This window comes from Sandaracinobacter sp. T42 (assembly GCF_059115405.1).
On record NZ_CM181101.1, the window covers coordinates 1,652,713 to 1,673,854 of the forward strand.

Genomic DNA, 21,142 nt, shown 5'->3' on the forward strand with positions numbered 1-21,142 from the left:
GAAAAGTGACCAGTCGCTTTCTTTATGACAATATGTCTTCATGAATCGCCCCTACCTCTCTGCGGATCTGCGCCGGGCCGAGACCGTGGCAGCCGTGATCGAACTGGCGGCTGTTCGCGATCCGGCCGTGATGACCACCGGGCAGATTGCCGCGGCCATGGGGGTGTCGCAGGGTGGGCTATTCCGACATTTTCCTGACAAGATGGCGATCTGGACCGCCGTGCTCGAATGGACCTGCGCCGAATTGAACCACCGCTTCGACGTCCTGCCGGACAGCCCACCGCTCGCCCGGCTGGAGTCGATGCTGGCTGCCCATGTTGATTTCATCATCGAGCGGCCGGGCGTGCCACGCATCCTGTTCGGTGAACTGCAACGCGCTGGAGACACCCCGACCAAGGCCATCGCCCGTCAGTTGATGGCAGGATACCGGTCAAGGGTAGCCCGCGAACTTCACGCTGCACGCGAGGCAGGCGATATCGCTGGCGTCACCGATGTCGAGGCTGCGACCGTGCTGTTTCTCGCCATGGTGCAAGGCATGGTCATGCAAGGTCTGGCGATCGACGATTTCTCGGCCATGCCAGCCCTTGCCCATCGCCTATTCGGCCTGTTCCGGCAATGTCTCGGAGCCTCGTCATGCGCATAGCCCTTCCTCAAAGCCGCCGCGCCCTGTGGCTGGTGGTCGTGCTCGCCACACTGGCGCTCCTGCTTGGCTTCGTTGCCGTTCGCTCCGGCCCGCTGGCCCCGGTGAAAGTGACGGTAACCAGGATCGAGGAGCGGGCGATCACACCAGCCCTGTTCGGGATCGGCACGGTGGAAGCGCGCTATACTAACCGGATCGGCCCGACCGCGCCGGGACGCGTCGCCAGCCTGGCGGTTGACGTTGGCGACCGGGTGGAAGCAGGGCAGCTGCTGGCCATGATCGATCCGATCGATCTCGACCAGCGCATCGCCGCAGCCTCGGGCAGCGCCGGTCGCTCTGCCGCACTGGAGCAGGCAGCAGCTTCGCAAGTGGCCGATGCCAGCGCGCGCCTTGCCCTGGCCCGCAGCGAAGCGTTGCGGGGCGAAGAGCTGTTTCGAGGCGGCTGGTTGACCCGCGCGGCGCTGGACCAGAGACGGCAGGCGCTGGCGGCAGCCGAAGCCGGACATGCAGCGGCCCAGGCCAACCGGGTTGCCGCCACCCAGGAGCGTGGCCGGACCGGGGCGGAGCGTGCCGCCTTGCAGGAGCAGAAAGCCAATTTGCGCCTCATCGCACCCAAGGCCGGACTGGTCGTGCGCCGCCTGGCCGAACCGGGGACGACAGTGGTGGCCGGGCAGGCCGTCATTGAAATCGTCGATCCGGCGCAGCTCTGGATCAATGCGCGTTTCGACCAGTCCCGCGCAGGCGGCATCACGGCAGGCCTCCCCGCACGTATCGTCTTGCGTTCGCGGATCGACACCCCTTTGCGCGGCTTCATCCTGAGGGTGGAGCCGGTGGCAGATGCCGTGACGGAGGAGGTGCTGGCCAAAGTGACCTTCGATGCAAGCGCGGTCCTTCCGCCGATCGGCGAACTCGCCGAAGTGACCGTCGGCCTTCCAGCACGAGGGCGCACGCTCGCAGTGCCCAATGCGGCCGTTCACCGTATCGGTAGCGAGGTGGGTGTGTGGGCCTTGCGTGAGGGTGATCTGAAGTTCGCGCCCCTGAAGCTCGGCGCGGAGGATGCCGACGGCTGGACCCAGGTGCTGGATGGCCTTGCCAGGGGCGATCAGGTCATCCTGCACAGCGCCCGGCCCCTGACGGCCTCCAGCCGCATCACGGTGGTCGACAAGCTGCCATGATCAGCCTTGCCGGCCGCGACATCCTCCATGGCTGGAGCAAGTTCGTGCTTACCGGCGTGGGGCTGGGATTGCTGATTGGCGTCACCCTGTCGATGGCGGGGGTCTATCGCGGAATGATCGACGATGCCGAGGCCCTGCTCGACAACAGCGGGGCCGACCTGTGGGTGGTGCAGAAGGACACGCTTGGCCCCTATGCCGAACCGTCGAGCCTGAACGAGGATACCGAACGCCCCATCCGCGCCATGGCCGGTGTGGACCGAGCGGCTGGCGTTACCTATCTGACCATGCAGATCGCACACCGGGGCAAGGACGTGCGGGTCATGGTGGTGGGCGCGGAAGTCGCCCAGCAGGGCGAGCCGGGCCAGCCCCCGCACCTGATCGTCGGGCGCCGGATCGTTAAGGGACATTACGAAGCCGTAGCCGATGTGAAGACCGGCTTTGCCATTGGCGATCAGGTGAAAGTGCGCCGCAACACCTATCGCATCGTCGGGCTGACCAGCAGGATGGTATCTTCCGGCGGCGATCCGATGCTGTTTCTTTCGCTCAAGGACGCGCAGGAAGCCCAGTTCGAAAAGGACAGCGACGCAATTGTCCGTCAGCGGGCGCACACGGCATCCAGCCCGGTGCTGAACCCGCCCGGCAATCCGGCTGTGGCCGAAGCGGTGAACGCTGCGCAGGCCAGCAGCACCAATGTCAACGCTGTGCTGGTGACCGTTGTGGCCGGGACCGATCCCGATACCGTCGCCGCCGCGATCCGGCGCTGGCAGCGCGTGACGGTCTATACCCGCGCGCAGATGGAAGAGATATTGGTCGACAAGATGATCGCCAACTCGGCGCGGCAGATCGGCATGTTCCTGGTGATCCTCGCCATCGTCAGCGCGGCGATCGTTGCCTTCATCATCTACACCATGACCATCGGCAAGATCCGCGAGATCGCCGTGCTCAAGTTGATCGGCACGCGCAACCGCACGATTGCCGGCATGATCCTGCAACAGGCGCTGGGGCTTGGGCTGATCGGCTTTGCTGTGGGCAAGATCGCCGCAACGTTCTGGGCGCCTTTCTTTCCGAAGTACGTGCTGCTGCTGCCGGCGGATTCGGTGCGCGGGTTCTTCGCTGTCATGGCGATCTGCGCCATGGCCAGCCTGCTTGCGATCCATGCCGCGCTGAAAGTTGATCCGGCGGAGGCAATCGGTGGCTGAGGGCATCCGGATCGAGAACCTGGTCAAGACCTATGGCAGCGGCGATACCGCCGTCCATGCCCTGCGCGGCGTCAACATGTCGGTCGCCAAAGGCGAAGTCGTGGGCCTTATCGGGCCGTCTGGTTCCGGCAAGAGCACTCTGCTCAAGTGCCTCGGAGCGGTGATCGAACCGACTTCGGGGCGCATGACTATCGGCGATACGGTGATCTACGACGATGGCTGGAAAGCGGGCGATCTGCGCGCGTTGCGCCGCGACCTGATCGGGTTCATCTTTCAGGCGCCCTACCTGATCCAGTTCCTCGATGTGACCGACAATGTCGCCCTGCTGCCGATGCTGGCCGGCAAGCCCAATGCCCTGGCCCGCAAGGAAGCGCGCGAGTTGCTAGATGCTCTGGATGTGGCGCACCGCGCGGCGGCCATGCCATCTCAATTGTCGGGCGGCGAACAGCAGCGGGTCTCCATTGCCCGGGCTCTGGTCAACCGGCCGCCGGTAATCCTCGCCGATGAACCGACGGCGCCGCTTGACAGCGTCCGCGCACTTGCCGTGGTGGACCTGCTCAACACCATGGCCAGACAGTTCGAAACCGCCATCATCGTCGTGACACACGACGAGAAGATCATCCCGACCTTCCGCCGTCTCTACAACATCCGCGATGGCGTGACCATCGAGGAACGGCAGCACGAAGGTTCGCCCGCGCCCCGGGCGTGAAGGCCATGCGCGTGATGGACGGTGATGGTGATGTCTTTCCCTTCGTGTCGGCCAACCGGATGCACGTGTCGTCGTTCAGCCAGAGTCGGCTGCGCCTGGGCTGCCTTTGCGGCACTTTCAGCCCTCCCTTGCACCAGATGCTCTGCACCCGTTTGCGGTTCACCTGCCAGCCGGCATCACGAAGAAACGCCGTGATCCGCCGATAGTCTTAGCGGCCATACTGACGTGCCAGGGCGGTGATGTCTGCGGTGAGCGCCGCCTCGACATTTGCAAGCTGCTCAGAACCGCGGGCGCCACCGCTCGTCAAGATCGGTCTCGTCCGGCTCGTCGTCGGCCCGCAGCTCGGCGTGGAGGAGCTGCATTCTGTATCCATCGCGCAGGAACAGCACCTGATCGCACAGGCCGGCAACTTTGCGCGCAGCGCGATCGTCGAACCAGAGATGCGGATCTGCTTCTGCAGGCTCGGCGATCCTGCCGACTTCGTCCGAAGGCGCAGTGGCGCCCGATCCTCGCGGCATGCGATCCCCATAGCGCAGCGAGAGCCACGGCATCGTCGAGCTGCGATAGCAGCGGATCAGTCGGCCCTCACGCCAGATGAGTACCGCGACCGGCTCGTCATGGTGCTCGGCATAGGCGCGCCCCATGGCGTCCTTACTGACGTCGAACTCCTCGGCCATCGCAACCAGTTGTTCGAGCTGCGGCCGTCGCGCTTTGCGCAATCGCGTGCGGAGCAGGGGAGGGGGCATCAACAACAGCGCCGCGAACCTGTTGGCCTCGGCTTCCATGCGCGCTTGGCGATCCTGGTCTTTGGCAGCCATCTGTTGCAGCTGCTCGGCGGAACAGAGGAACTGCCCATCCGAAGGTGGTATATGGCTCGGCATCAAAAAATGCCCAAGCTCGTGCGTGATCGAGAACCTGCGCCGCTGCCGTGATCGTCCCTTGGCGACCAGGATGGCGCCTTTGGACTTCACCGCATCAGTGATCAGGGCCGCCTCAAATCCTTCGGTCTCGAGGTCGGCGATGCTGAAGATGTCGAGGTCAGCGCAGAGGTCCTCGATCGGGACCGGAAGCTCTAGATCGGGCTTGAGCTTCAGAATGCGCGTGACCAGCGCGTCGGGCGACCCCGCCCCGTCGAGATCGAGGCGGCTCAGCGTCAACCCTTGGAGTCCGGTCGACGCTTCAACTGGTCCATCAGGACCTTGATGGTCTCGCGGTCGCGCTCATCGAGCTGCTTCAGGTCCCGGAACATGGCGACTACCTCAGGGTTCTCGTCGGGCGAATCCGGGTTCTCGCCGACGAGATCGGCGATGCGCACCCGGAACAGATCTGCGAGCTTGGTGACGAGCTCGATGGAGGGGTTGTCGGACAGGCCCTTCTCCAGGTTCCAGACATGCGCCTTCGACATGCCCACGGCATCGGCCACGTCCTGCAGGGACATGGACCTGCGCATGCGCAGGTCATGGAGGCGGCGTCCGAAGCTCATGGGTCTCCCGTTCAATCAGCTTATACGGAACCATACGCCGGCCATTGACAAAGACAAGCGTTCAATATATTTATACAGAGACGTCAACGGCTGGAGTTGCCCATGCCCCCGCAACAGATCATCGAGCGCGATGTCGCATCCCTTCGTCCCCACGCGCGCAACGCGCGCACCCACTCCCGCAAGCAGGTGAAGCAGATTGCGGCCTCCATCGAGCGGTTCGGGTTCACCAACCCGGTGCTGGTCTCGGACGCAGGCGAGATCATCGCCGGTCACGGTCGGGTCGAGGCGGCAAGGCTGCTGGGGATGACGAAGGTGCCGACGCTGGCCTTGTCACACCTCTCGGAGACCGAGCGACGCGCCTATGTGCTGGCGGACAACAAGCTCGCGCTGAACGCGGGGTGGGACAAGGAGATCCTGGCAATCGAGCTCCAGGCGCTGGTCGACCTGGAGTTTGATGTGGAACTGACCGGGTTCAGCCTGGCGGAGGTCGACTTCGCCCTCGACGATGCTCGGGAGTCGGACCCGTCGGGGCCTGATGCCGCTGAGGATGCCGTGCCAACCATTGAGGGCCCGGCGGTGTCGCGTCTGGGGGACCTCTGGCAGCTTGGCCGGCACCGGTTGCTTTGCGGGGACACGCGCTCGACCATGGACATGGACGCCCTGATGGGGGAAGAGCGCGCCGATCTGCTGTTCACGGATCCGCCCTACAACGTCGCGATCGACGGTCATGTGTGCGGGCTTGGATCGGTCAAGCACCGCGAGTTCGCGTTTGCGAGCGGTGAGATGAGCGCCAGCCAGTTCACGGTGTTCCTGACAGAGACCTTGTCGAACCTGGGCCGGGTGATGCGCGATGGGGCGATTGCGTTCGTCTGCATGGACTGGCGGCACATGCGCGAACTCCTCGAAGCAGGGGAGGCGGCGTTCACGGAGCTCAAGAACCTGGTCGTCTGGAACAAGAGCAATGGCGGCATGGGGGCGTTCTATCGTTCCAAGCATGAGCTGATCTTCGTGTTCAAGGCAGGAACTGCGCCCCACACCAACAGTTTTGGGCTCGGAGAGACCGGGCGGTACCGCACCAATGTCTGGGACTATGCCGGTATCAGCAGCATCGGCGCCAATCGCTCCGAGGAGCTTGCCATGCATCCGACGGTCAAGCCGGTTGCGCTGATCGCGGATGCCATCCGTGACTGCTCGAAGCGCGGCGAGATCGTGCTCGACGGGTTCGGGGGGTCGGGGAGCACGTTGATCGCGGCCGAGAAGACGGGCCGGTCCGCGAGGTTGATCGAGTACGACCCCATCTACTGCGACACGATCGTGCGGCGCTGGGAGATGCTGACCGGCAAGCAGGCAACTCTTGTTGGCACGGATCAGACGTTCGAACAGGTGGCGGAAGATCGCCAGGGGATGGGGAGCATCCGGAGCGAGGCGGCCGAATGAAGGCTGATCCGGATCAGCAGCCTGTCAATGACGGCAACGACAGCGCCGAGCAGCGCGCATCGGCTCAACCCAAGCCGGTAGGCTATCGCAATCCACCTAGCGAGCACCGGTTCCAGAAAGGTCGGTCCGGCAATCCCCATGGCAGACCGCGCAAACAGAAGCCGCAGGTAAAGCTGCCACAAGGCTCCTATGGCCCTTCCGAGCGCCTCGCCAACCAGCTTCTTCTCGAGGAGGCCTATCGCTCGGTTACAATCCGCGAAGGCGAGAAGGTGATCGAGCTCCCTGCCATCCAGGCCGTGTTCCGCTCCATGAGTGTGTCGGCGATGAAGGGCAACCGGCTTGCGCAGAAGATGGTCGCAGAGATGGTTGCCAACGTGGAAGAGGAGCATCGGCAGCAGCAGAAGAGCTATTTCGAGACAGTTGCGGAATACAAAATGAACTGGGAGCGAGAATTTGAAGAGCTCCAGAGGCGCGGCCTGCCGCTGCCGGATCCCGTTCCGCACCCCGCAGACATCCATATTGATTATCGTACAGGTAAGGTCCGCATCTTGGGTCCGTTCTGTCCGGAGGAGAAGGCGGCCTGGGACAAGAACCTCGACCGAAGGGCGGCGGCGCAGGAGGTAGTGAACGAGTGCGCCCAAAGATATGGGCGCACACGGAATCCGAGGATGAAGGAGATACTTCTCGACGAATGGCACCACGAACAGCTGATGTTCGACATCATCAATGATGTCATGCCCGATCGCTATAAAGCGAAGCTGGAAAACAGATCCTATCGGGAAGGGGCATCAAGGGCCGGGCAGGCTCGCGCCATGTTGGCAGAACGACGCCGGAAAACCTGAACCGCGCCGGGGGAGGGAGGTGCGCTATTGGCTGAGCAACGCCAGAAAACGAAACCCTTATCGTCTTCTTGATCAGATACCTAGGAAACAGGTTGCACACCAATATGACGGATTATTGTCTGGTCACTTGGCCCTGCGTCATGCCGAAAAGGGCTGCGTGTCTGCCTGGATATCATGGCTTGCCCGTGATCGAGAGGGCTAGCCGCCCAATCCACATAATCTATTCCACATGGCTCGGACCGTTCCTGTTTGTTCTTTTTTTGTTCCGTTTCCTTCGATATGCTCGCCCAATGCGAAAGCCTGCCACCATCGAGCATATGTATCTGGATTTCGACGGATTTTTTGCGTCTGTTGAACAGCAGATCGATTCTCGGTTGAGGGGAAGGCCCGTCGGCGTGATCCCGTATGAAGGAGGCTCGCGCGCGATCCTGATCGCCTGTTCCCGTGAAGCGAAGGCGCGGGGCGTGAAAAACATCATGTCGGTCATAGACGCCAAGGCCGTTTGCCCGGATCTGGTTCTGGTGCCGCAAAAGCCGGACATGTATCGCCGCGCCCACAATGCGCTGGTGGCGGAGATTCATTCGGTCATTGCGGTTGATGTGGTGAAATCCATCGACGAACTGGCTTGCAGGCTGGGGCCTGCCGAGATCGCAGACCCGCACGGACTGGGCCAGCGGATCAAGCGGCAGATTCGCTATTCGATCGGGGCCAGCATCACCTGTTCGATGGGCTTTGCCGCCAATCGGCACCTGGCCAAGATCGCCTGTGCAGTTGGAAAGCCGGACGGGCTGACGGTGTGGCGACCGGAGGACATGCCCGCCCCCCTGGTCCGCATACCACTGGAGGATGTGCCGGGCGTTGGGCGCCGGATGGCGCACCGGCTGGCCTTGTGCGGCGTTGAATCAACGGACGCGCTTTTGCGGCTGGCCCCGAAGCAGGCGCGAGCCATCTGGCGAAACGTCAGCGGGGAGCGGCTTTGGTATGCCCTTCAGGGCTACGCGATCGAGGCGCCGCCTTCGCAACGCGGCATGTTTGGCCATATGCGGGTGCTTCCGCCTGAGGGGCGGACCCTTTCCGCCGCGCGGGAAATCGCCCGCCTGCTGGCCGTGAAGGCGGCGAGGCGCATGCGCAGGGAGGGTTATGCATCCAGTCTGATGCTGCTGCATGCAAGCTTGCGGGACCGCTGGTGGGGGGCAGAACAGCCGCTGCGGCAGGTTCAGGATGATGCGGGCGTGCTGGATGGTCTGAAACAGATGTGGGCTGATCTGGAAATGGCGGCTGGCCGGGAAGCAATCTTTCGCCTGGGCGTCACGCTGGGCGCACTGTCTCGGGCTGGCGAGCGGCAACTTGATCTGCTGGATGATGACGATCGGGACCGGCAACGATGGGAACGTGTGGGCAGGGCCATTGACGGCGCAAACGCGAAATATGGACGGACCCTTATCAGCATCGGCCCCTGGAAGCCGCCGGCAGGGGGCAATGTGGGCGGCAAGATCAGCTTCACGCGAATCCCCTCTGCCGAAGATTTTGCATGACCTGGGCCGACACCTTGCAGGTGCTGGACCTGGATGCTTCGGATCGCCTGGAACTGACCTGCAAGCGATGCGGGCACCTGAGGTATCTGGAAGTTGCGGCCCTTCAGGCCGATGCCAGGCACAGGCAGCTTTACCTGTTTGAAGTGCAACGGCGTGCCCGATGCCGGATGCGCGGGTGCAACGGCCAGATGCGCATGGCGCTGCCCCGCCTGCACAAGACAAGCGGCTTTGTGGGCGGGATTGCGTAACGCCGGGCCATGCGCACGGCTGCGCGGGGTTGGCAGGCAGAATTGATCCGCACGGCTGTATGAGCCAGAAGCTCCCGTAATGGGTGGACAACCGCAAGCGGGTCGAGCTTATCTGGCGGCGCGAGGGTCTGAAAGTGCAGCAGATGCCCTTCCGCTTGCCGCTCGGCAGCAGTTCGATATTTTGGGCCGACAGTTCGAGGATGCAGGACTGCTGAAGCTATTGTGAGACTCTGGTGCGGATGGGGCTATGGCCCTCAAGAGCCCGCTGATCTTTGAGGTAGAGCCAACGGAGTTGTCGAAATTATTATTGTAATTTCAAAGTAATGGTCAGCGATTTGCCGCTCATGTTGAACTATACGGTCGATTGACTAATGTAGAGATGCTGTCGTTTCGGACGTTGAGCCTGGGGAGCCGAAAGGCGTGCATCAGGCAAGCCACTACAGATTCTGGCCTGTCCCCGGTTTCGTGGATACCGAGATTAGGTGTTTAGCGGAGCAGGAGGTGGGCGATGGGACGACGTTAGTTCAGTCGGGAGTTCAAGTTTGAGGCGGTGAGGCTGGTTCGTGAGCGCGGGGTATCTGTGGCGCAGGCGTCCGGGATCTTCATGTGAACGGCTGGGTTGCGTTGGCCCCCGGTCTCTGAACAGCTATCCGGGCTCGATCCGGGTCGACCAGGGCAGCGAGTTCATCTCCCGAGAGCTCGCCTGTGGGCCTACATGAAGGGCGTGACGCTGGACTTCTCCCGGCCTGGAAAGCTGACGGACAATGCGTTCATCAAGAGCTTCAACGGCAAGTTCCGAGCCGAATGTCTGAACGCCCACTGGTTCATGAGCCTCGGCGATGCGGTGACAAAATGCGAGGCTTGGCGTAGAGACTACAATGAAGAACGACTGCACAGCGCGATCGGCAATAAGCCGCCGATAACGCTGCAGAACCGGTCAGGGGCAAACGGCCAGCCTCTGCCGGCAGGGGCTGGATAGAAGCCAGCAAGGCGGTCCAGAAACGGGGAGCGGGTCACTTCGCGTCGGACTCCACTCAAAATTGGTCACATTTCAGGAGAGCACGTCAGCGCTTCCCATGACAAGGCGCAATAGCGTCAGACTTGGTCTTTGCTGATCATGTCGGGCCCGCGCCAGTCAATTCCGGGCCGGTCCTCTGGCATTGCAACCTCACGAAGATCGATTGGGTCACGCGCGAGTCCATTCGCCAAGATCAGCCTGGCATCATCGGCGTCACTACTCTTCTCGACCGGCGTATCAAACTTCGGACGGTGAAACTTGAAGGAGAAAGCCTCCTCTATGCGCTCCAAGAGTGGCTTGTGGATGTCTCCATTGATGCCGCCGCCAACAAGAATGACCTGGTAATTGAACTTCCTATCCGGTTGGAGCTGAAAGCCGGTTCGGTCCTTGCGCAGAGTGTCACCGCAGACTTCGAACTCTTGAAACCGTGCGGCGTCTCGGCAATCCTGTTCTAAGGCGCCCACGGCCATATAGCGGGCACAGGCATCCGCTCCCAACGGCTCTACCTTCGCGGCATAGATACCGATCGGCCAATCAGTTTCGTCCAGATCAAAGCTGGCGATGTCCAGAGTGGCCGAGCCGCAATCGATGATCATGTGTGGGCCTCGGCGGTGCCGCGCGCTGCTGCAATAGCCGGCTATAGCTCCGCTCAACTCGGCGTGGAAACTCGCCCCAATTGGACAGTCATGCGGTTGATCGAGGGCCATACGTACGTCCGCAAGCGTAAGATTTGCCGCCTTATCGATCAGACCCATGGCTGCCTTGATCACGCGCTTGAAATCGTCGGTGACGGCGCTGTCCTTCAGATTGGCGACCGGCACACCGAAATTAATCATGCTGATCTTTTTGTCGGGCATCAGTTCGCGGAGCGTACCCACCGCATAGGCAAGATATTGTGCAAGGAATGCCACCACGGTGTCCGGTGCTGCTGAGAACCTGTACCTTCGTGAGGATGCCTTCGGCCTTCAGCTGCTCGAGCAGTGCAGGCACGGACCCGATTTCGACATAGCGCCTCATGATGGTCCTGACCCGCTCAGCCTCCTCAGGCACCGGCACAAGTTTTCGCTCGATGACCTCGTAGCCCAGCGGCACAGGCCCGCCCATCCAGAGCCCCTTGCGTTTGGAGGCTGCAATCTTGTCTCGGATGCGCTCGCCTGTGACCTCGCGCTCAAATTGGGCAAACGACAACAGCACATTCAGCGTCAGACGGCCCATGCTGGTGGTGGTGTTGAACGCCTGGGTCACCGACACGAAACTTGCGCACTTTGCATCCAGGCGTTCAACGATCTTGGCGAAGTCCGCCAGGCTGCGGGTCAGGCGGTCGACCTTATAAACCACGATAACATCGACCAGCCCGGCATCGACATCGGCCAGCAGCGCCTTCAGCCCCGGTCGTTCCATACTGCCGCCTGAGAACCCGCCATCGTCATAATGATTGGGAACCAGGGACCAGCCTTCGTGCTTCTGGCTGAGGATGAAGGCCTCGCAAGCCTCACGTTGGGCATCCAGGCTGTTGAATTCCTGCTCCAGACCATCTTCGGTGGACTTGCGGGTGTAAACCGCACAGCGCTTAATCGTCACTTTCGGCGCTCCGTCAGACCGAAGAACCGCGGGCCGTTCCAGTGGGCGCCCGTGATGGCCTTGGCGATGGCGCTGAGCGAGGTCCACTCCTTGCCATTATAAGCGAACCCGTCATCTAGAACGGTCACAGTATGTCCGACACCGTGCCAGTCGCGGACGAGGCGCGTGCCGGGCGTGAGCTTGCGGATGCTGGCCGTCGGCTTAACCGGCTGGTTGGCGACAACAGTAGCGCGTTTCATCACGGTCTTGGACGCGCGGTTCACGCCGCCGTGGCGCTGCTCCTGGAACCTGTAAGCCAGCCCCAGCCGCACAAGATCGGGCGAGATGTTGGGCGCTGGCGCGCCGTAACGGCGCGCCCACTCTTCAGCCAAGCCTGCCGGGTCCAATTCGGCAATCTGGGCCAAGGTCAGATAGGACCGGCGGGTCATTGGGCGGCGATCTCCGAAGCCACCATCTTGTAGACTGACGCGCCATCGGCCCGATGGCTGCGTTCAGGCAACTGTCCAGACATTCGAGCCACTCGTTCTCAAAATCCTGTCCTTCATCAACGATGATTGCATCGACCCGCAGATCGGGGCGGGATGATATCGCCGCCTTCATCGCTCCGGGAAGTTCGTTGAAATATGCAGGGCTTCCTCGCGGTGGCAGATCAACGCCTGCGGCAGCAGCCATGTCATCGCACAGGCCGTGGAAGCTGCGAGCCCTTACATTCGCCATTTGCCGGGTCATCCGCTCGAGCCATTCTGCAAGTGGTGCATTGAAGCATATCAGAAGTGTGGAAAGACCGGCTTCCCCAAGTCTCGCAGCTTTCTCGAGTGCCAAGATTGTCTTGCCTGTGCCGGCACCACCGGCGATGGCGACACGCGTCTGGTCGACAAGTCCATCAAGGACATCGAGCTGATCGGAACTCAGCGTCTCGATAGCACGGCGGTCATCCCGCAATGCCCTAGCGAGACTTGGACGAAGCTCAATCGCTCCTGCAACGAGCTCATGCAGAATCCGCATCCCTGTATGCCCAAGACCCTGCCCGGGTGCGTCATCTTCGCCCTTGGTCTGGCCCAGTCGAGCTTCGATCCACGCTTGAAGTTGATTCATCTCAGGCCCGAACAGGAAAATCCTCAGGGGCATATTGATGCCAAGGTCCCTTTCGGGCCGCGCGCTGTCAGGAAGGATCACGCCATGTCGTAGCGTGATGAATTTGCCGTCCCAATCCCGATGCTCCCGTAACTTCTTGATAAGCTGATATTTGCTGGAGACGGCCTGCTGCACAGGATCCTTGATCTCGTTCGTGAACCCCAGGCGATTTTTTGTCTTCCATTTCTCGGTACCTTCGTCCCTGCTGACCACGCCTCCCTTGACCTCAATGACAAGAAGTCCGAGCTCGGGATGAGCAACAACAAAATCAGCTTCGCCGTCGCGCTCAAAGCCTTTTTCATCAAGACCGAGCCAGGGACGGGAATAGTAACAGACGTAATCATCAGGGACCTCGTCCCGCATCAGCTTGTAGACTTCGATTTCGGCCGAGCGATACGGGTCATTGGTCACCCAGGACGGCAGGGCGGTCGGAAACATCAGAGCCATCTCAGACCTCTTCCATTGCAAGCAGCTGATGGAAAAAGCCGACGGCAGGATCGCCGGGCAAGCCCACTATCATCGCCCGATCAAGAAACCGGTTGAAATGCTCGCAAGCAGTTTCCGGTGCGAGAACGCAGGAGTGGCACGCAGCAAGATTTCCTGTTTCTGACAGGGAATTCAGCCCGTTCATGCAAAGTGGATCAGAGGAGCACCATTCAACCGACCGGACCGCATCCCGGACAAGGGGTATGAAGCGTTCCGGCTTGCCCTGTCGCTCCAGCCCGCCAAGCGTTCCGTCTGCATCGGCCGCTGACGTGTAGATAAGGAGGCCGCACATACCAGGATCCCCATCCGAAGCATAGATTCTCTCCCTGATCGAGGATGTGGAATAGCCGCAGTCGAGCGCAAGCTGTCGCATCAGCACATGGGACAATGTATGCACCAGAATCAGGCGTGGAGTGATGGGAAAAGGCGGGTCGCCGTCGTTGCCGCGATCCTTCCAGGCCTCTTTCCAATTATGGTCAACTCTGGCTGCCCGTTCCTGGACGGCTGGCTGGAGCTCCCATTGCCCTACCATTTCTTCGTCGAGCGCGATGAATATCCCTTCGCCGCGTACTTCGGCTGCCGGCAGCCACTTTTTCGGTGCGACGCTGAGCGGCGAGCAGATGCCGGAGCCGAATTCCCCGCTCGGAGGATAGATCCGGGTAAAGCCATACAAAGCCCTGACCTCGCGTAGTCGGACCACGCGTACGAGATTCGACAGCAATCCTGAGAGAGCAGGTGGAACCGGTTCCGGTCTGATGCAGAACTCGCTTTTCGGATCACGGGTTGCCTCACCAAGCGTGAGTTGCTGATATTCTTCTCCCCGGATGTCCCGGCGTTCAGGTGCATTGATAAGGGCCAGGCGTTGCCTGACCTTTTGCTGCATTTCCTCAAGCGTCATTTGCTGACCATCCCACTGTGGCCAGACTACGAGGCGCACGATCAAATCGGCATCTTCCATGGACGCAGCGGTTTGCAGTGCAGCCCAGTGCTGACCAAGAGCGGTCTGGAATTCGTCTGTCCATGGCGGGATGTCGATGGCTGAGTCAGTGGCAGGGAAATAGAGGTTGGAAGCGCCGCGCTGGACTGCCTGGGGCGGGCCAGCATGGTTGCATGCTTCATTTGGTCCCGGTAGCCACGGGCGCCTGCCCGAGCAACGGATGTTCATCCGCTGCATCATCGCGGAGGAAAAAGCCTGCTCCATAGACCGCCCCGCAGAACAGCCTGTGCAGTTCACCCACAGCCCTTTCAGGCCAGCGCCGCGCGTCACGAGCCTGAGCGGTTTTCGCCGGTCGCAACTTTCCTTGTGCCCCACCCAATGGTGCCACGGAAATTCATCAAGATGGCCGTCCGGACACGCAAGCACGAAGCGAACAGGAATGACATGAACCCGTCGTCCTGCTTCGCTCTTTCGCGAGCAGGGTGAGCAATAGAGAGCCGGGTCGCCGGGGTCCTCGGCCCAGTTCCTCGAACGCTGGAGTAGACCGCAAACGGGGCATTGAAGCCAGTCCGGAAAGCGAATTCCGTTCAGCTGCCTGATCCGCTTTTCCCGGTTCTGCCCGCTTCCCCTGTATTCATATCCGACTGGCGGAAGCCGGAAGCCGTCCACTCGCAGTTTCTTCTGGAGACGGGGTTCGCTGATGCATTGATCGTTCATTAGGCCAGCTGTCCAGGACGCGTTGTCCCATTCATCGAGACCTGCAGTTACGATCGATACCGGAGCGCCACCTTTCTTGCCGGCACGAAAGTCAACAATGGCTCCCGGGCCATACGTTGAGATCACCTGACTGCGACGGATCTTGCCAAGCCTTGCCATATTCAATCCTGCAACCCATGTGAAAGCCCGAACTCAACTGAAGCCTCAACGCTCCTGAGGCTGTTCGGCGTCGGCCAAGACGGTGTTTTCCAGCCGGAGGCGGCTGCAATCTCCGCAGCTTTCTCTGCCGACATCAGAAGACTCTCGTCCAGCCTGTTGTCATCCCAATACCGCGCAAGCGGTACCCGCCGCGCCCAGTCATCAAGCATCTTCTCCAGTTCGGCACGGGCAGCCGCAGCTTCATCGGGATCGATACGTTCGGCTCGCGCTACAATATCACCGACGAGCTTTTCGAGTTCCTCGCGGCAGTCTTCGGGATCGCCCGGCGAATTTTTGAGGCCGGCGACAAGGTGGCGTGCCAGTGCCACGAGTGGAGCATGGAGCGCTCTGTCCCTTGCCCGGGGGGCGAAGGGAGTGACGCTCGTTGCCTCGACATCGCGGTAAAGTGTCTGGTGCCATGTCCGGAAGGTTTCGTAGTGGCTGCGGTCGCGCGCCTTGTTCGCATTGAAGATAGTCACAACAAGCCCTGGCACCGCACCACGACCAACCCGGCTTGTTGCCTGAATGTATTCTGCAATTCCCTTGGGCTGGCCATTTACCACCATGACGCCCAGCCGCTCGACATCGATGCCCACCGAAATCATGTTCGACGCCAGGACAACGTCAACGGCGTCCGGATCTCCTGCCTTCCGCTCCAGCCTGGTTAGGATCGAGGGAATGTCAGAAGAGTCCACGCGACTTGTGAGTTCGGTCACGTCCACGGTTTCCCGGATGCTCTCGCCATTCCTGCGCCCGGCGTACTGACCCGCGGTCTTGATGACGTCGTCCTGCATCAGAACCAGTGCACCACCAAGCTCGCGAAGCGAATTGAAATAGGTGACGAGGGTCCAGTAAAGATCGCGATCTGCTTCGTCGATTTCGTGTCCGGCTGCAGACTGGAGCAGCGATGCGCTCACTGCCTGAAGGGTGAACTTTGCCGACCGTCCTGCCGTTGTTATGCCCACATAGAGGCGACTTGGGCGGACCTCAGGATCGGCAGCGACAGCGAACCCGGAATCCCGATGGTCCAGACCAGCGGGAGGAAACTGGAAAGTGTCACGGTCGAACAGCGCACGGATCTGGCTGTCCGCTCTGCGGATCGTCGCGGTTGAGCCGATGATCTTGGGCCTGATCCCGTTGCGCGAACAGAGCTTGTCGATTGCCACTTCATAGAGCCCGGCCATTGTTCCGAGCGGCCCGGAAATGAGGTGAAGCTCATCCTGAATAACGAGTTCCGGTGCTGCGAAATCTGTCTCCAGGCCGAACAGTCGGGCCGTCTCGGGTTTTCTTACGATCTGCGCGAACTTGTCGCCCGTCCCGATAAGCAGCGAGGGCAGCTCACGGTAGACGTCTTCATCGACTGTCCAGACTGGCAGATGATCGGCCATTCGGGAAATGGCGCATCCGCTGGTGCAGATGGCGTGGATCTCGTCGAGATCCGCCGGCTTTTCCCACTTGAGTGGGGAGCGGCAACACGGACATTTCGTCAATTGCGCAGGAGTACTTGCACTTTTCTGCCGCAGGGCATCGGCTGCAGCGGCTACAGTGTTCGGCGTGGAATCACCGCCCACCCAGAGGCCAAGCGAAATGGGGCGGGAAGATGCAAGGACAGTCGGCACACCGGTACCTTCACCGCCTGACCTGATTAGTTCACAGGCGCAAATCATTGCGGCAGCGCGCTCGTATTGCTGTATCGTGAGCAGGCGCAACGTATAGCGCATGAGGACGGCAACTCCGCCGCCGCCATCTCCTCTGTTCCTCAGGCGTCGCCAGAATACCAGAAAAGCGGTGAGAAGCAGGTAGGCTTCGGTCTTGCCGCCGCCGGTAGGAAACCACAGCAAGTCCATCGTGCCACGGTCATCGGCTTCGCCATCAACGCTTGAACGAACGGCGAGCAGGAAGAAGGCGAGCTGAAACGGGCGCCAGACCAGATCTGCTGATCCCGACCAGCTGCGCTGCAAGAGCATCGCCCGATTTGCCAAACGGAACGCCATGCGTGCGTCGGCATCCGTGGCAAGCAAGGCGATACCGTCCCTGATGCGGGCGAGTGCAAGCCGGCAGGTTTCAAGATGAAGGCATGCCTGTTCTTGCAAATTTCCGGGTAGACCCGGCACCCGTTCATTCTGGCGGGCAATCCAGGATTCATAAGCGGCTGCGACACGTTCGAGGCCACCAGTCAGGCTGCCGTCTTCTGCCTCACACAACCAACGGGCAGAAAAAGGTGAGCTTTGAGGGTCAGAGCCGAGCGTCCGAAATGCATCGTCGCCCTCCGCACTCGTCGCATCGACAAATGCCGTAGGGAGCCAGCTTGTCCGGACCGATGCAACCTTCCCATCGTGCATTGCCCAAGTGGCCGACGATAGATGTCCTACCGCGTAGGAATGAGCATCCCGGTAAATGAGCGCAGCCGAGCGCGAGTCTGCATCGGTGCCATTAACGACATCCGGTCGCGCCACAAGGAATGTGCCGGGGCATGGCGTAATCCTGAGATCGGTCTGGAAGTATGAGTGTTCCTCGAGCTCCCGGCGCGAAGCATTCGGTGGAAGGCCATTTTCATTGGAAAGGACAGCAGTCACAAGGAGGTTTTCGCCCCAGCGTGCCGTGCGGACGTGCAGATGAAGGCCGGGAAGACCGAACGAGGCCAGATCGACAGGCTCCATGTATCCGTATTCGAGGATTAGTTCCCTGACCCAGACTACATGACCGGTCCTGTTCCAGCGGAGAGGTGTGCGCTTTCCGCCCTCTGGTGCGGGTTCTCCGCCAGAAGCCAGGTAGGTTCCGCAACGGACCCTTACATCAACTGCCGGAACCTCACCGTCTCCGGTACCGACCGCAAAGGAAATGCCGCAGGTCGACGGACGCATTGAGTTTGCCATCGAGACAGATTCGTTTCCGGATCCAGCTTCGACAAATGAACCTTCTTCGTCAGCATCCTCGTCTTCTTCGCCCCCCGGAGCCTGCCTTGGCGGAAAGAGAACCCCTGTAAGATAGACGTCTCCCGGCCTGTCATCGATCACTTCCGATACACCGCGCGGACCGAGAATATCTCTGGAAAGCCGCCTTATGATCGTGTTTCGGACGTGTTTCATAATCAGTTTCCGGATTCAGACCTTAGGGGAAAAATGGACCAGAGGTGTCCCGGTCACGACCGGGGCCAGCCCGATGCGCGGTTGGCCGTCTGTCTCGGACGATGAGGCCATAGTGGTAACGCCAAGGAGCCAGATACCGCCAAAGACGGCTGGGGGCGGAGTGCGGGTCCCGCAGACGTGTTCGCCGATGGACCAGAGGTCGTTGCCAAACTGCCTGGAAAGCCAGCCAACTGTACCACCTCTTTCGCCGGGCTCGTCCAGTTCAAGCCGGTATCGGTCTTCGTCACGGACTGCCCGTAAGGGTCTGGGGCGGAGTGCATGGCGCCACAGCCGTTCTCGGGCTTCCGCGAGAACCGTCTCGCCACCCCAGGCAGCAGGATCATTCTGGAATTCGATATCGATATCTCCGGGAATGCCCGTCTGGACCAGCGCATCCGGTCGCCCATAACGCGTGAAGGGGCGCCATCGTCGGCCGCGGCTTCCCTGAAGCGGGCGAAGAATGGACGTGCTTGAACCAATCTTCAGCTTCCTGCGTGCCCGCGACGCTCCCACAAACAGAATTCTCGCTTCCTCCATCCAGTTAGTGTCCGGACGTTCTGGCCACCTAGGGAGCATGAGATGTACCGTATCCGCCTCGCGGCCCTTAGCTGCGTGGATTGTGGAGAGAAGCGGTCCTGTCCTGTATCCAAGGTCGGTTCTGACAATTTCAGTCGGAGGATTCGGCGACGAAACCAGCTTGGCCAACCGGTTAAGATCGACGCCGGCCCCACTCGACGGAGCATTTCGCCTGAGAATGCTCCACGCCTCCTCGAAAGGCACAAGCGGTGGGGGAGAGAGTTGCCCGAACAAGTCTGCCACCTGTCGGGCATCAACAACCTGGCCCTCGATTCCGCCTAGCACAGCGCCAATCCATGGCTCAACGATGCCTGCTCCACCAGCGAGTCGAACGCGGAACCGGCGGCCTTCGCGCAACATCGAGTTTGTTGCCGCAAGTACTTCTGCCCTCGATCGGAAGAGCATGAATGTCCGGCCGTCCGCCGGGTTAGTCTCCTGGTTCGAGGGGGCCGGCACCTTGCCGGATGCCGAGTCCTCTATCAGTTCACGAACCGTTCGATACAGTTCTGATGGTTCCCGGGAAGGCGCACCCAGCAGCGGGCGTGCAGCCGCGATCATCTTCTTCAGTGAAGCAGTTTGCGTGCGGTAGTCATTACGGAGATGTACGGTTCTAAAGCCTGACCCTGGCTCACCGAGTTCTTCAGCGAAAGCCCGGGGATCGGTGTTCGTGAATCCGTAGATCGCCTGCGCCGAGTCAAGGAACACAGTTACACCGCACTGGTGCGCCAGTGCACGAATCAGGGCGATCACAAGCTTCTTCCGGTCGCCGGTCAGGTCCTGCGCTTCATCGACTGTTAGATGCTCGATCCGGCTGAGGAAGCTGACAATATCCCTTTCACCCTTCTCGATGCAGCGGACAACGAAGCGAACGGCCTCGTCATGGCCTGAAACACTGTCGGGGCAGTCTTCGGCCGCCAGCAGCAGGCGCCAGACGAAGGCATCGAGTGTCAGTATTGTGATGTCGGCTGCAAAATCGGGTTCGTCCAAAAGACTTCCGATCCGTTCCCGGATTTCGGCAACTGCAGCCCTCGTAAAACTCAGAAGTACTATTCGCGTGGGCGCCACGCCATCGTTGACCAGCTGGCTGACACGTCGGCAGGCGGTCCAGGTCTTCCCGCTGCCTGGAGCTGCCTCGACAAGAAGCCGTGCAGAGACAGGCGCAAGTATGACCCTGTCCTGATCTGAATCAGCGCCCCCATCTGTCTGCACGTCATTGAGACCGAGCCAGCCGAGCAAGAATTCTTGGGTCGCAGTGGGGACGTCCCAGCGCCTGAACGTATCGTCCTCGGGAATCGCAAGAATGCCGAGCGCCCGCAGGATTTGGTCAGGAATAGTGAGATGTTCAGGCCACTCCGAAAAGGCGACAATTCCCCGCATGCCGAGATAGAGCCAGCCGGCCTGACCCGGGTGATCGAGGAGGCAAGTTGCAGCAGTTCCCTCTTCACGGGGAAGCCCGAGTGCCCAGTTGCCCTGACCGTCAGTCATCAGGCACAGGTCGCTGCCGGATAAGGAGGCGACCCTCTCCCACTTTCCCGACAACTGCACAGAATTTTGGCGCATAGCGACATCTCGCAATCTCAGCGCAATGCCCCGCAAGTCAGGCGTGTCGGCCGGGTCAATTTCCGGAAAGCTTTCGGCGATCCCGGGATATCCCAGGTAATCTACGAGTGGTATTGAACCGGCCTCTGCCGGCACCCTTCTGCAAAGCGGGACAGCCTTCTCCGCCTGATCCGCTTGACCGATCCCTGTCGCACCGATCAACGCATCGCTGTCATTGTCGACGCTGATACGCGTACCGGCTGAACTGAAAATCAGCGATCCACTCGACGTATCGAGAGCATTGATATCTCCGGTGGCCAGAAGAACCGTGATGACACGCTCAACCCTGTCGTGGCTGAGCTCCCGGGAATAACCGGCGCCTGTGCAGAGCTGAGTCGAGCGTTCGATCAGTTCATCTCGCGGGATTGCACCGCGCAGGGCGACCGTATCCCGGATCCAGTCTGCGATTGCTGACCGCGCCGGACCGCCAGCAGGTTCCGCCGGAAGCTTCAGGGCGAGGGCTAGATCTTCCTGTCTGACAACTTCAAGTGCCAATTGCC

At 61.0% G+C, this 21,142-nt stretch carries 17 protein-coding genes and 2 pseudogenes; 9 read left to right on the plus strand and 10 right to left on the minus strand.

Annotated elements, in window-relative coordinates; translation table 11 throughout:
* Positions 1-40 precede the first annotated feature (40 nt).
* Genes ACW9TV_RS08025 through ACW9TV_RS08040 form a run of 4 tightly spaced genes read left to right on the plus strand, consistent with a single transcriptional unit; the run spans position 41 to position 3,723 of the window.
* Positions 41-643, plus strand: coding sequence for a TetR/AcrR family transcriptional regulator (locus ACW9TV_RS08025; protein ID WP_494302967.1), 603 nt, complete (start codon positions 41-43; stop codon positions 641-643).
* Complete coding sequence (locus ACW9TV_RS08030) at positions 634-1,815, plus strand: efflux RND transporter periplasmic adaptor subunit (RefSeq protein ID WP_494302968.1); 1,182 nt, start codon at positions 634-636, stop codon at positions 1,813-1,815. Before ACW9TV_RS08025 ends, ACW9TV_RS08030 begins: the two co-directional genes overlap by 10 nt.
* Positions 1,812-3,014, plus strand: a complete 1,203-nt coding sequence (locus tag ACW9TV_RS08035; protein WP_494302969.1) for an ABC transporter permease — start codon at positions 1,812-1,814, stop codon at positions 3,012-3,014. Before ACW9TV_RS08030 ends, ACW9TV_RS08035 begins: the two co-directional genes overlap by 4 nt.
* Complete coding sequence (locus ACW9TV_RS08040; protein ID WP_494302970.1) at positions 3,007-3,723, plus strand: ABC transporter ATP-binding protein; 717 nt, start codon at positions 3,007-3,009, stop codon at positions 3,721-3,723. Before ACW9TV_RS08035 ends, ACW9TV_RS08040 begins: the two co-directional genes overlap by 8 nt.
* A 52-nt stretch (positions 3,724-3,775) precedes the next feature.
* Here ACW9TV_RS08040 and ACW9TV_RS08045 read toward each other — a convergent pair.
* The 3 genes and pseudogenes from ACW9TV_RS08045 to ACW9TV_RS08055 all read right to left on the minus strand — a co-directional run.
* Positions 3,776-3,985: pseudogene (locus tag ACW9TV_RS08045) on the minus strand (IS3 family transposase); the annotation flags it as partial.
* Between the two features lie 16 nt (positions 3,986-4,001).
* The gene (locus ACW9TV_RS08050; protein WP_494302963.1) at positions 4,002-4,880 is read right to left on the minus strand and encodes an ImmA/IrrE family metallo-endopeptidase; all 879 of its coding nucleotides are present in this window, start codon (positions 4,878-4,880) and stop codon (positions 4,002-4,004) included.
* Positions 4,877-5,161: a helix-turn-helix domain-containing protein gene (locus ACW9TV_RS08055; RefSeq protein ID WP_494302971.1), complete on the minus strand. Its 285-nt coding sequence runs from the start codon at positions 5,159-5,161 to the stop codon at positions 4,877-4,879. The genes ACW9TV_RS08050 and ACW9TV_RS08055 overlap by 4 nt, the downstream gene beginning before the upstream one ends.
* A 147-nt stretch (positions 5,162-5,308) precedes the next feature.
* On the opposite strand from ACW9TV_RS08055, the gene ACW9TV_RS08060 reads away from it, so the two are divergent.
* The 5 genes and pseudogenes from ACW9TV_RS08060 to ACW9TV_RS08080 all read left to right on the plus strand — a co-directional run.
* Positions 5,309-6,643: a site-specific DNA-methyltransferase gene (locus tag ACW9TV_RS08060; protein ID WP_494302972.1), complete on the plus strand. Its 1,335-nt coding sequence runs from the start codon at positions 5,309-5,311 to the stop codon at positions 6,641-6,643.
* Complete coding sequence (locus tag ACW9TV_RS08065; protein ID WP_494302973.1) at positions 6,640-7,485, plus strand: DUF5681 domain-containing protein; 846 nt, start codon at positions 6,640-6,642, stop codon at positions 7,483-7,485. The genes ACW9TV_RS08060 and ACW9TV_RS08065 overlap by 4 nt, the downstream gene beginning before the upstream one ends.
* A gap of 290 nt (positions 7,486-7,775) precedes the next feature.
* Positions 7,776-9,020 (plus strand): Y-family DNA polymerase, encoded by a 1,245-nt coding sequence (locus tag ACW9TV_RS08070; RefSeq protein WP_494302974.1) that lies wholly within the window; start codon positions 7,776-7,778, stop codon positions 9,018-9,020.
* The gene (locus tag ACW9TV_RS08075) at positions 9,017-9,268 is read left to right on the plus strand and encodes a hypothetical protein (RefSeq protein ID WP_494302975.1); all 252 of its coding nucleotides are present in this window, start codon (positions 9,017-9,019) and stop codon (positions 9,266-9,268) included. The genes ACW9TV_RS08070 and ACW9TV_RS08075 overlap by 4 nt, the downstream gene beginning before the upstream one ends.
* Positions 9,269-9,915: 647 nt before the next feature.
* A pseudogene (locus tag ACW9TV_RS08080) lies at positions 9,916-10,247 on the plus strand (integrase core domain-containing protein); the annotation flags it as partial.
* A 116-nt stretch (positions 10,248-10,363) separates the two neighbouring features.
* Here ACW9TV_RS08080 and ACW9TV_RS08085 read toward each other — a convergent pair.
* From ACW9TV_RS08085 to ACW9TV_RS08115, 7 genes are all read right to left on the minus strand, one after another.
* Complete coding sequence (locus ACW9TV_RS08085; RefSeq protein WP_494302976.1) at positions 10,364-11,143, minus strand: hypothetical protein; 780 nt, start codon at positions 11,141-11,143, stop codon at positions 10,364-10,366.
* Positions 11,115-11,867, minus strand: a complete 753-nt coding sequence (locus ACW9TV_RS08090) for a recombinase family protein (protein WP_494302977.1) — start codon at positions 11,865-11,867, stop codon at positions 11,115-11,117. The genes ACW9TV_RS08085 and ACW9TV_RS08090 overlap by 29 nt, the downstream gene beginning before the upstream one ends.
* Positions 11,864-12,238: a DUF2924 domain-containing protein gene (locus ACW9TV_RS08095; RefSeq protein WP_494302978.1), complete on the minus strand. Its 375-nt coding sequence runs from the start codon at positions 12,236-12,238 to the stop codon at positions 11,864-11,866. Before ACW9TV_RS08095 ends, ACW9TV_RS08090 begins: the two co-directional genes overlap by 4 nt.
* The gene (locus tag ACW9TV_RS08100) at positions 12,231-13,448 is read right to left on the minus strand and encodes an NERD domain-containing protein (protein WP_494302979.1); all 1,218 of its coding nucleotides are present in this window, start codon (positions 13,446-13,448) and stop codon (positions 12,231-12,233) included. Before ACW9TV_RS08100 ends, ACW9TV_RS08095 begins: the two co-directional genes overlap by 8 nt.
* A 1-nt stretch (position 13,449) precedes the next feature.
* Positions 13,450-15,300, minus strand: coding sequence for a DrmB family protein (gene drmB, locus ACW9TV_RS08105; protein WP_494302980.1), 1,851 nt, complete (start codon positions 15,298-15,300; stop codon positions 13,450-13,452).
* A gap of 2 nt (positions 15,301-15,302) precedes the next feature.
* Positions 15,303-18,356 (minus strand): helicase-related protein, encoded by a 3,054-nt coding sequence (locus tag ACW9TV_RS08110; RefSeq protein WP_494302981.1) that lies wholly within the window; start codon positions 18,354-18,356, stop codon positions 15,303-15,305.
* An 87-nt stretch (positions 18,357-18,443) separates the two neighbouring features.
* A complete protein-coding gene (locus tag ACW9TV_RS08115; RefSeq protein ID WP_494302982.1) occupies positions 18,444-21,137 on the minus strand; it encodes a UvrD-helicase domain-containing protein in 2,694 nt (897 codons plus the stop codon).
* Positions 21,138-21,142: the final 5 nt, after the last annotated feature.

Coding starts and splice junctions, on each gene's coding strand:
- ACW9TV_RS08025 (WP_494302967.1), top strand. CDS start 41: ATGAATCGCCCCTACCTCTCTGCGGATCTGCGCCGGGCCGAGACCGTG.
- ACW9TV_RS08030 (WP_494302968.1), top strand. CDS start 634: ATGCGCATAGCCCTTCCTCAAAGCCGCCGCGCCCTGTGGCTGGTGGTC.
- ACW9TV_RS08035 (WP_494302969.1), top strand. CDS start 1,812: ATGATCAGCCTTGCCGGCCGCGACATCCTCCATGGCTGGAGCAAGTTC.
- ACW9TV_RS08055 (WP_494302971.1), bottom strand. CDS start 5,161: ATGTCCCTGCAGGACGTGGCCGATGCCGTGGGCATGTCGAAGGCGCAT.
- ACW9TV_RS08060 (WP_494302972.1), top strand. CDS start 5,309: ATGCCCCCGCAACAGATCATCGAGCGCGATGTCGCATCCCTTCGTCCC.
- ACW9TV_RS08065 (WP_494302973.1), top strand. CDS start 6,640: ATGAAGGCTGATCCGGATCAGCAGCCTGTCAATGACGGCAACGACAGC.
- ACW9TV_RS08070 (WP_494302974.1), top strand. CDS start 7,776: ATGCGAAAGCCTGCCACCATCGAGCATATGTATCTGGATTTCGACGGA.
- ACW9TV_RS08075 (WP_494302975.1), top strand. CDS start 9,017: ATGACCTGGGCCGACACCTTGCAGGTGCTGGACCTGGATGCTTCGGAT.
- ACW9TV_RS08085 (WP_494302976.1), bottom strand. CDS start 11,143: ATGCCCGACAAAAAGATCAGCATGATTAATTTCGGTGTGCCGGTCGCC.
- ACW9TV_RS08100 (WP_494302979.1), bottom strand. CDS start 13,448: ATGGCTCTGATGTTTCCGACCGCCCTGCCGTCCTGGGTGACCAATGAC.
- drmB (WP_494302980.1), bottom strand. CDS start 15,300: ATGGCAAGGCTTGGCAAGATCCGTCGCAGTCAGGTGATCTCAACGTAT.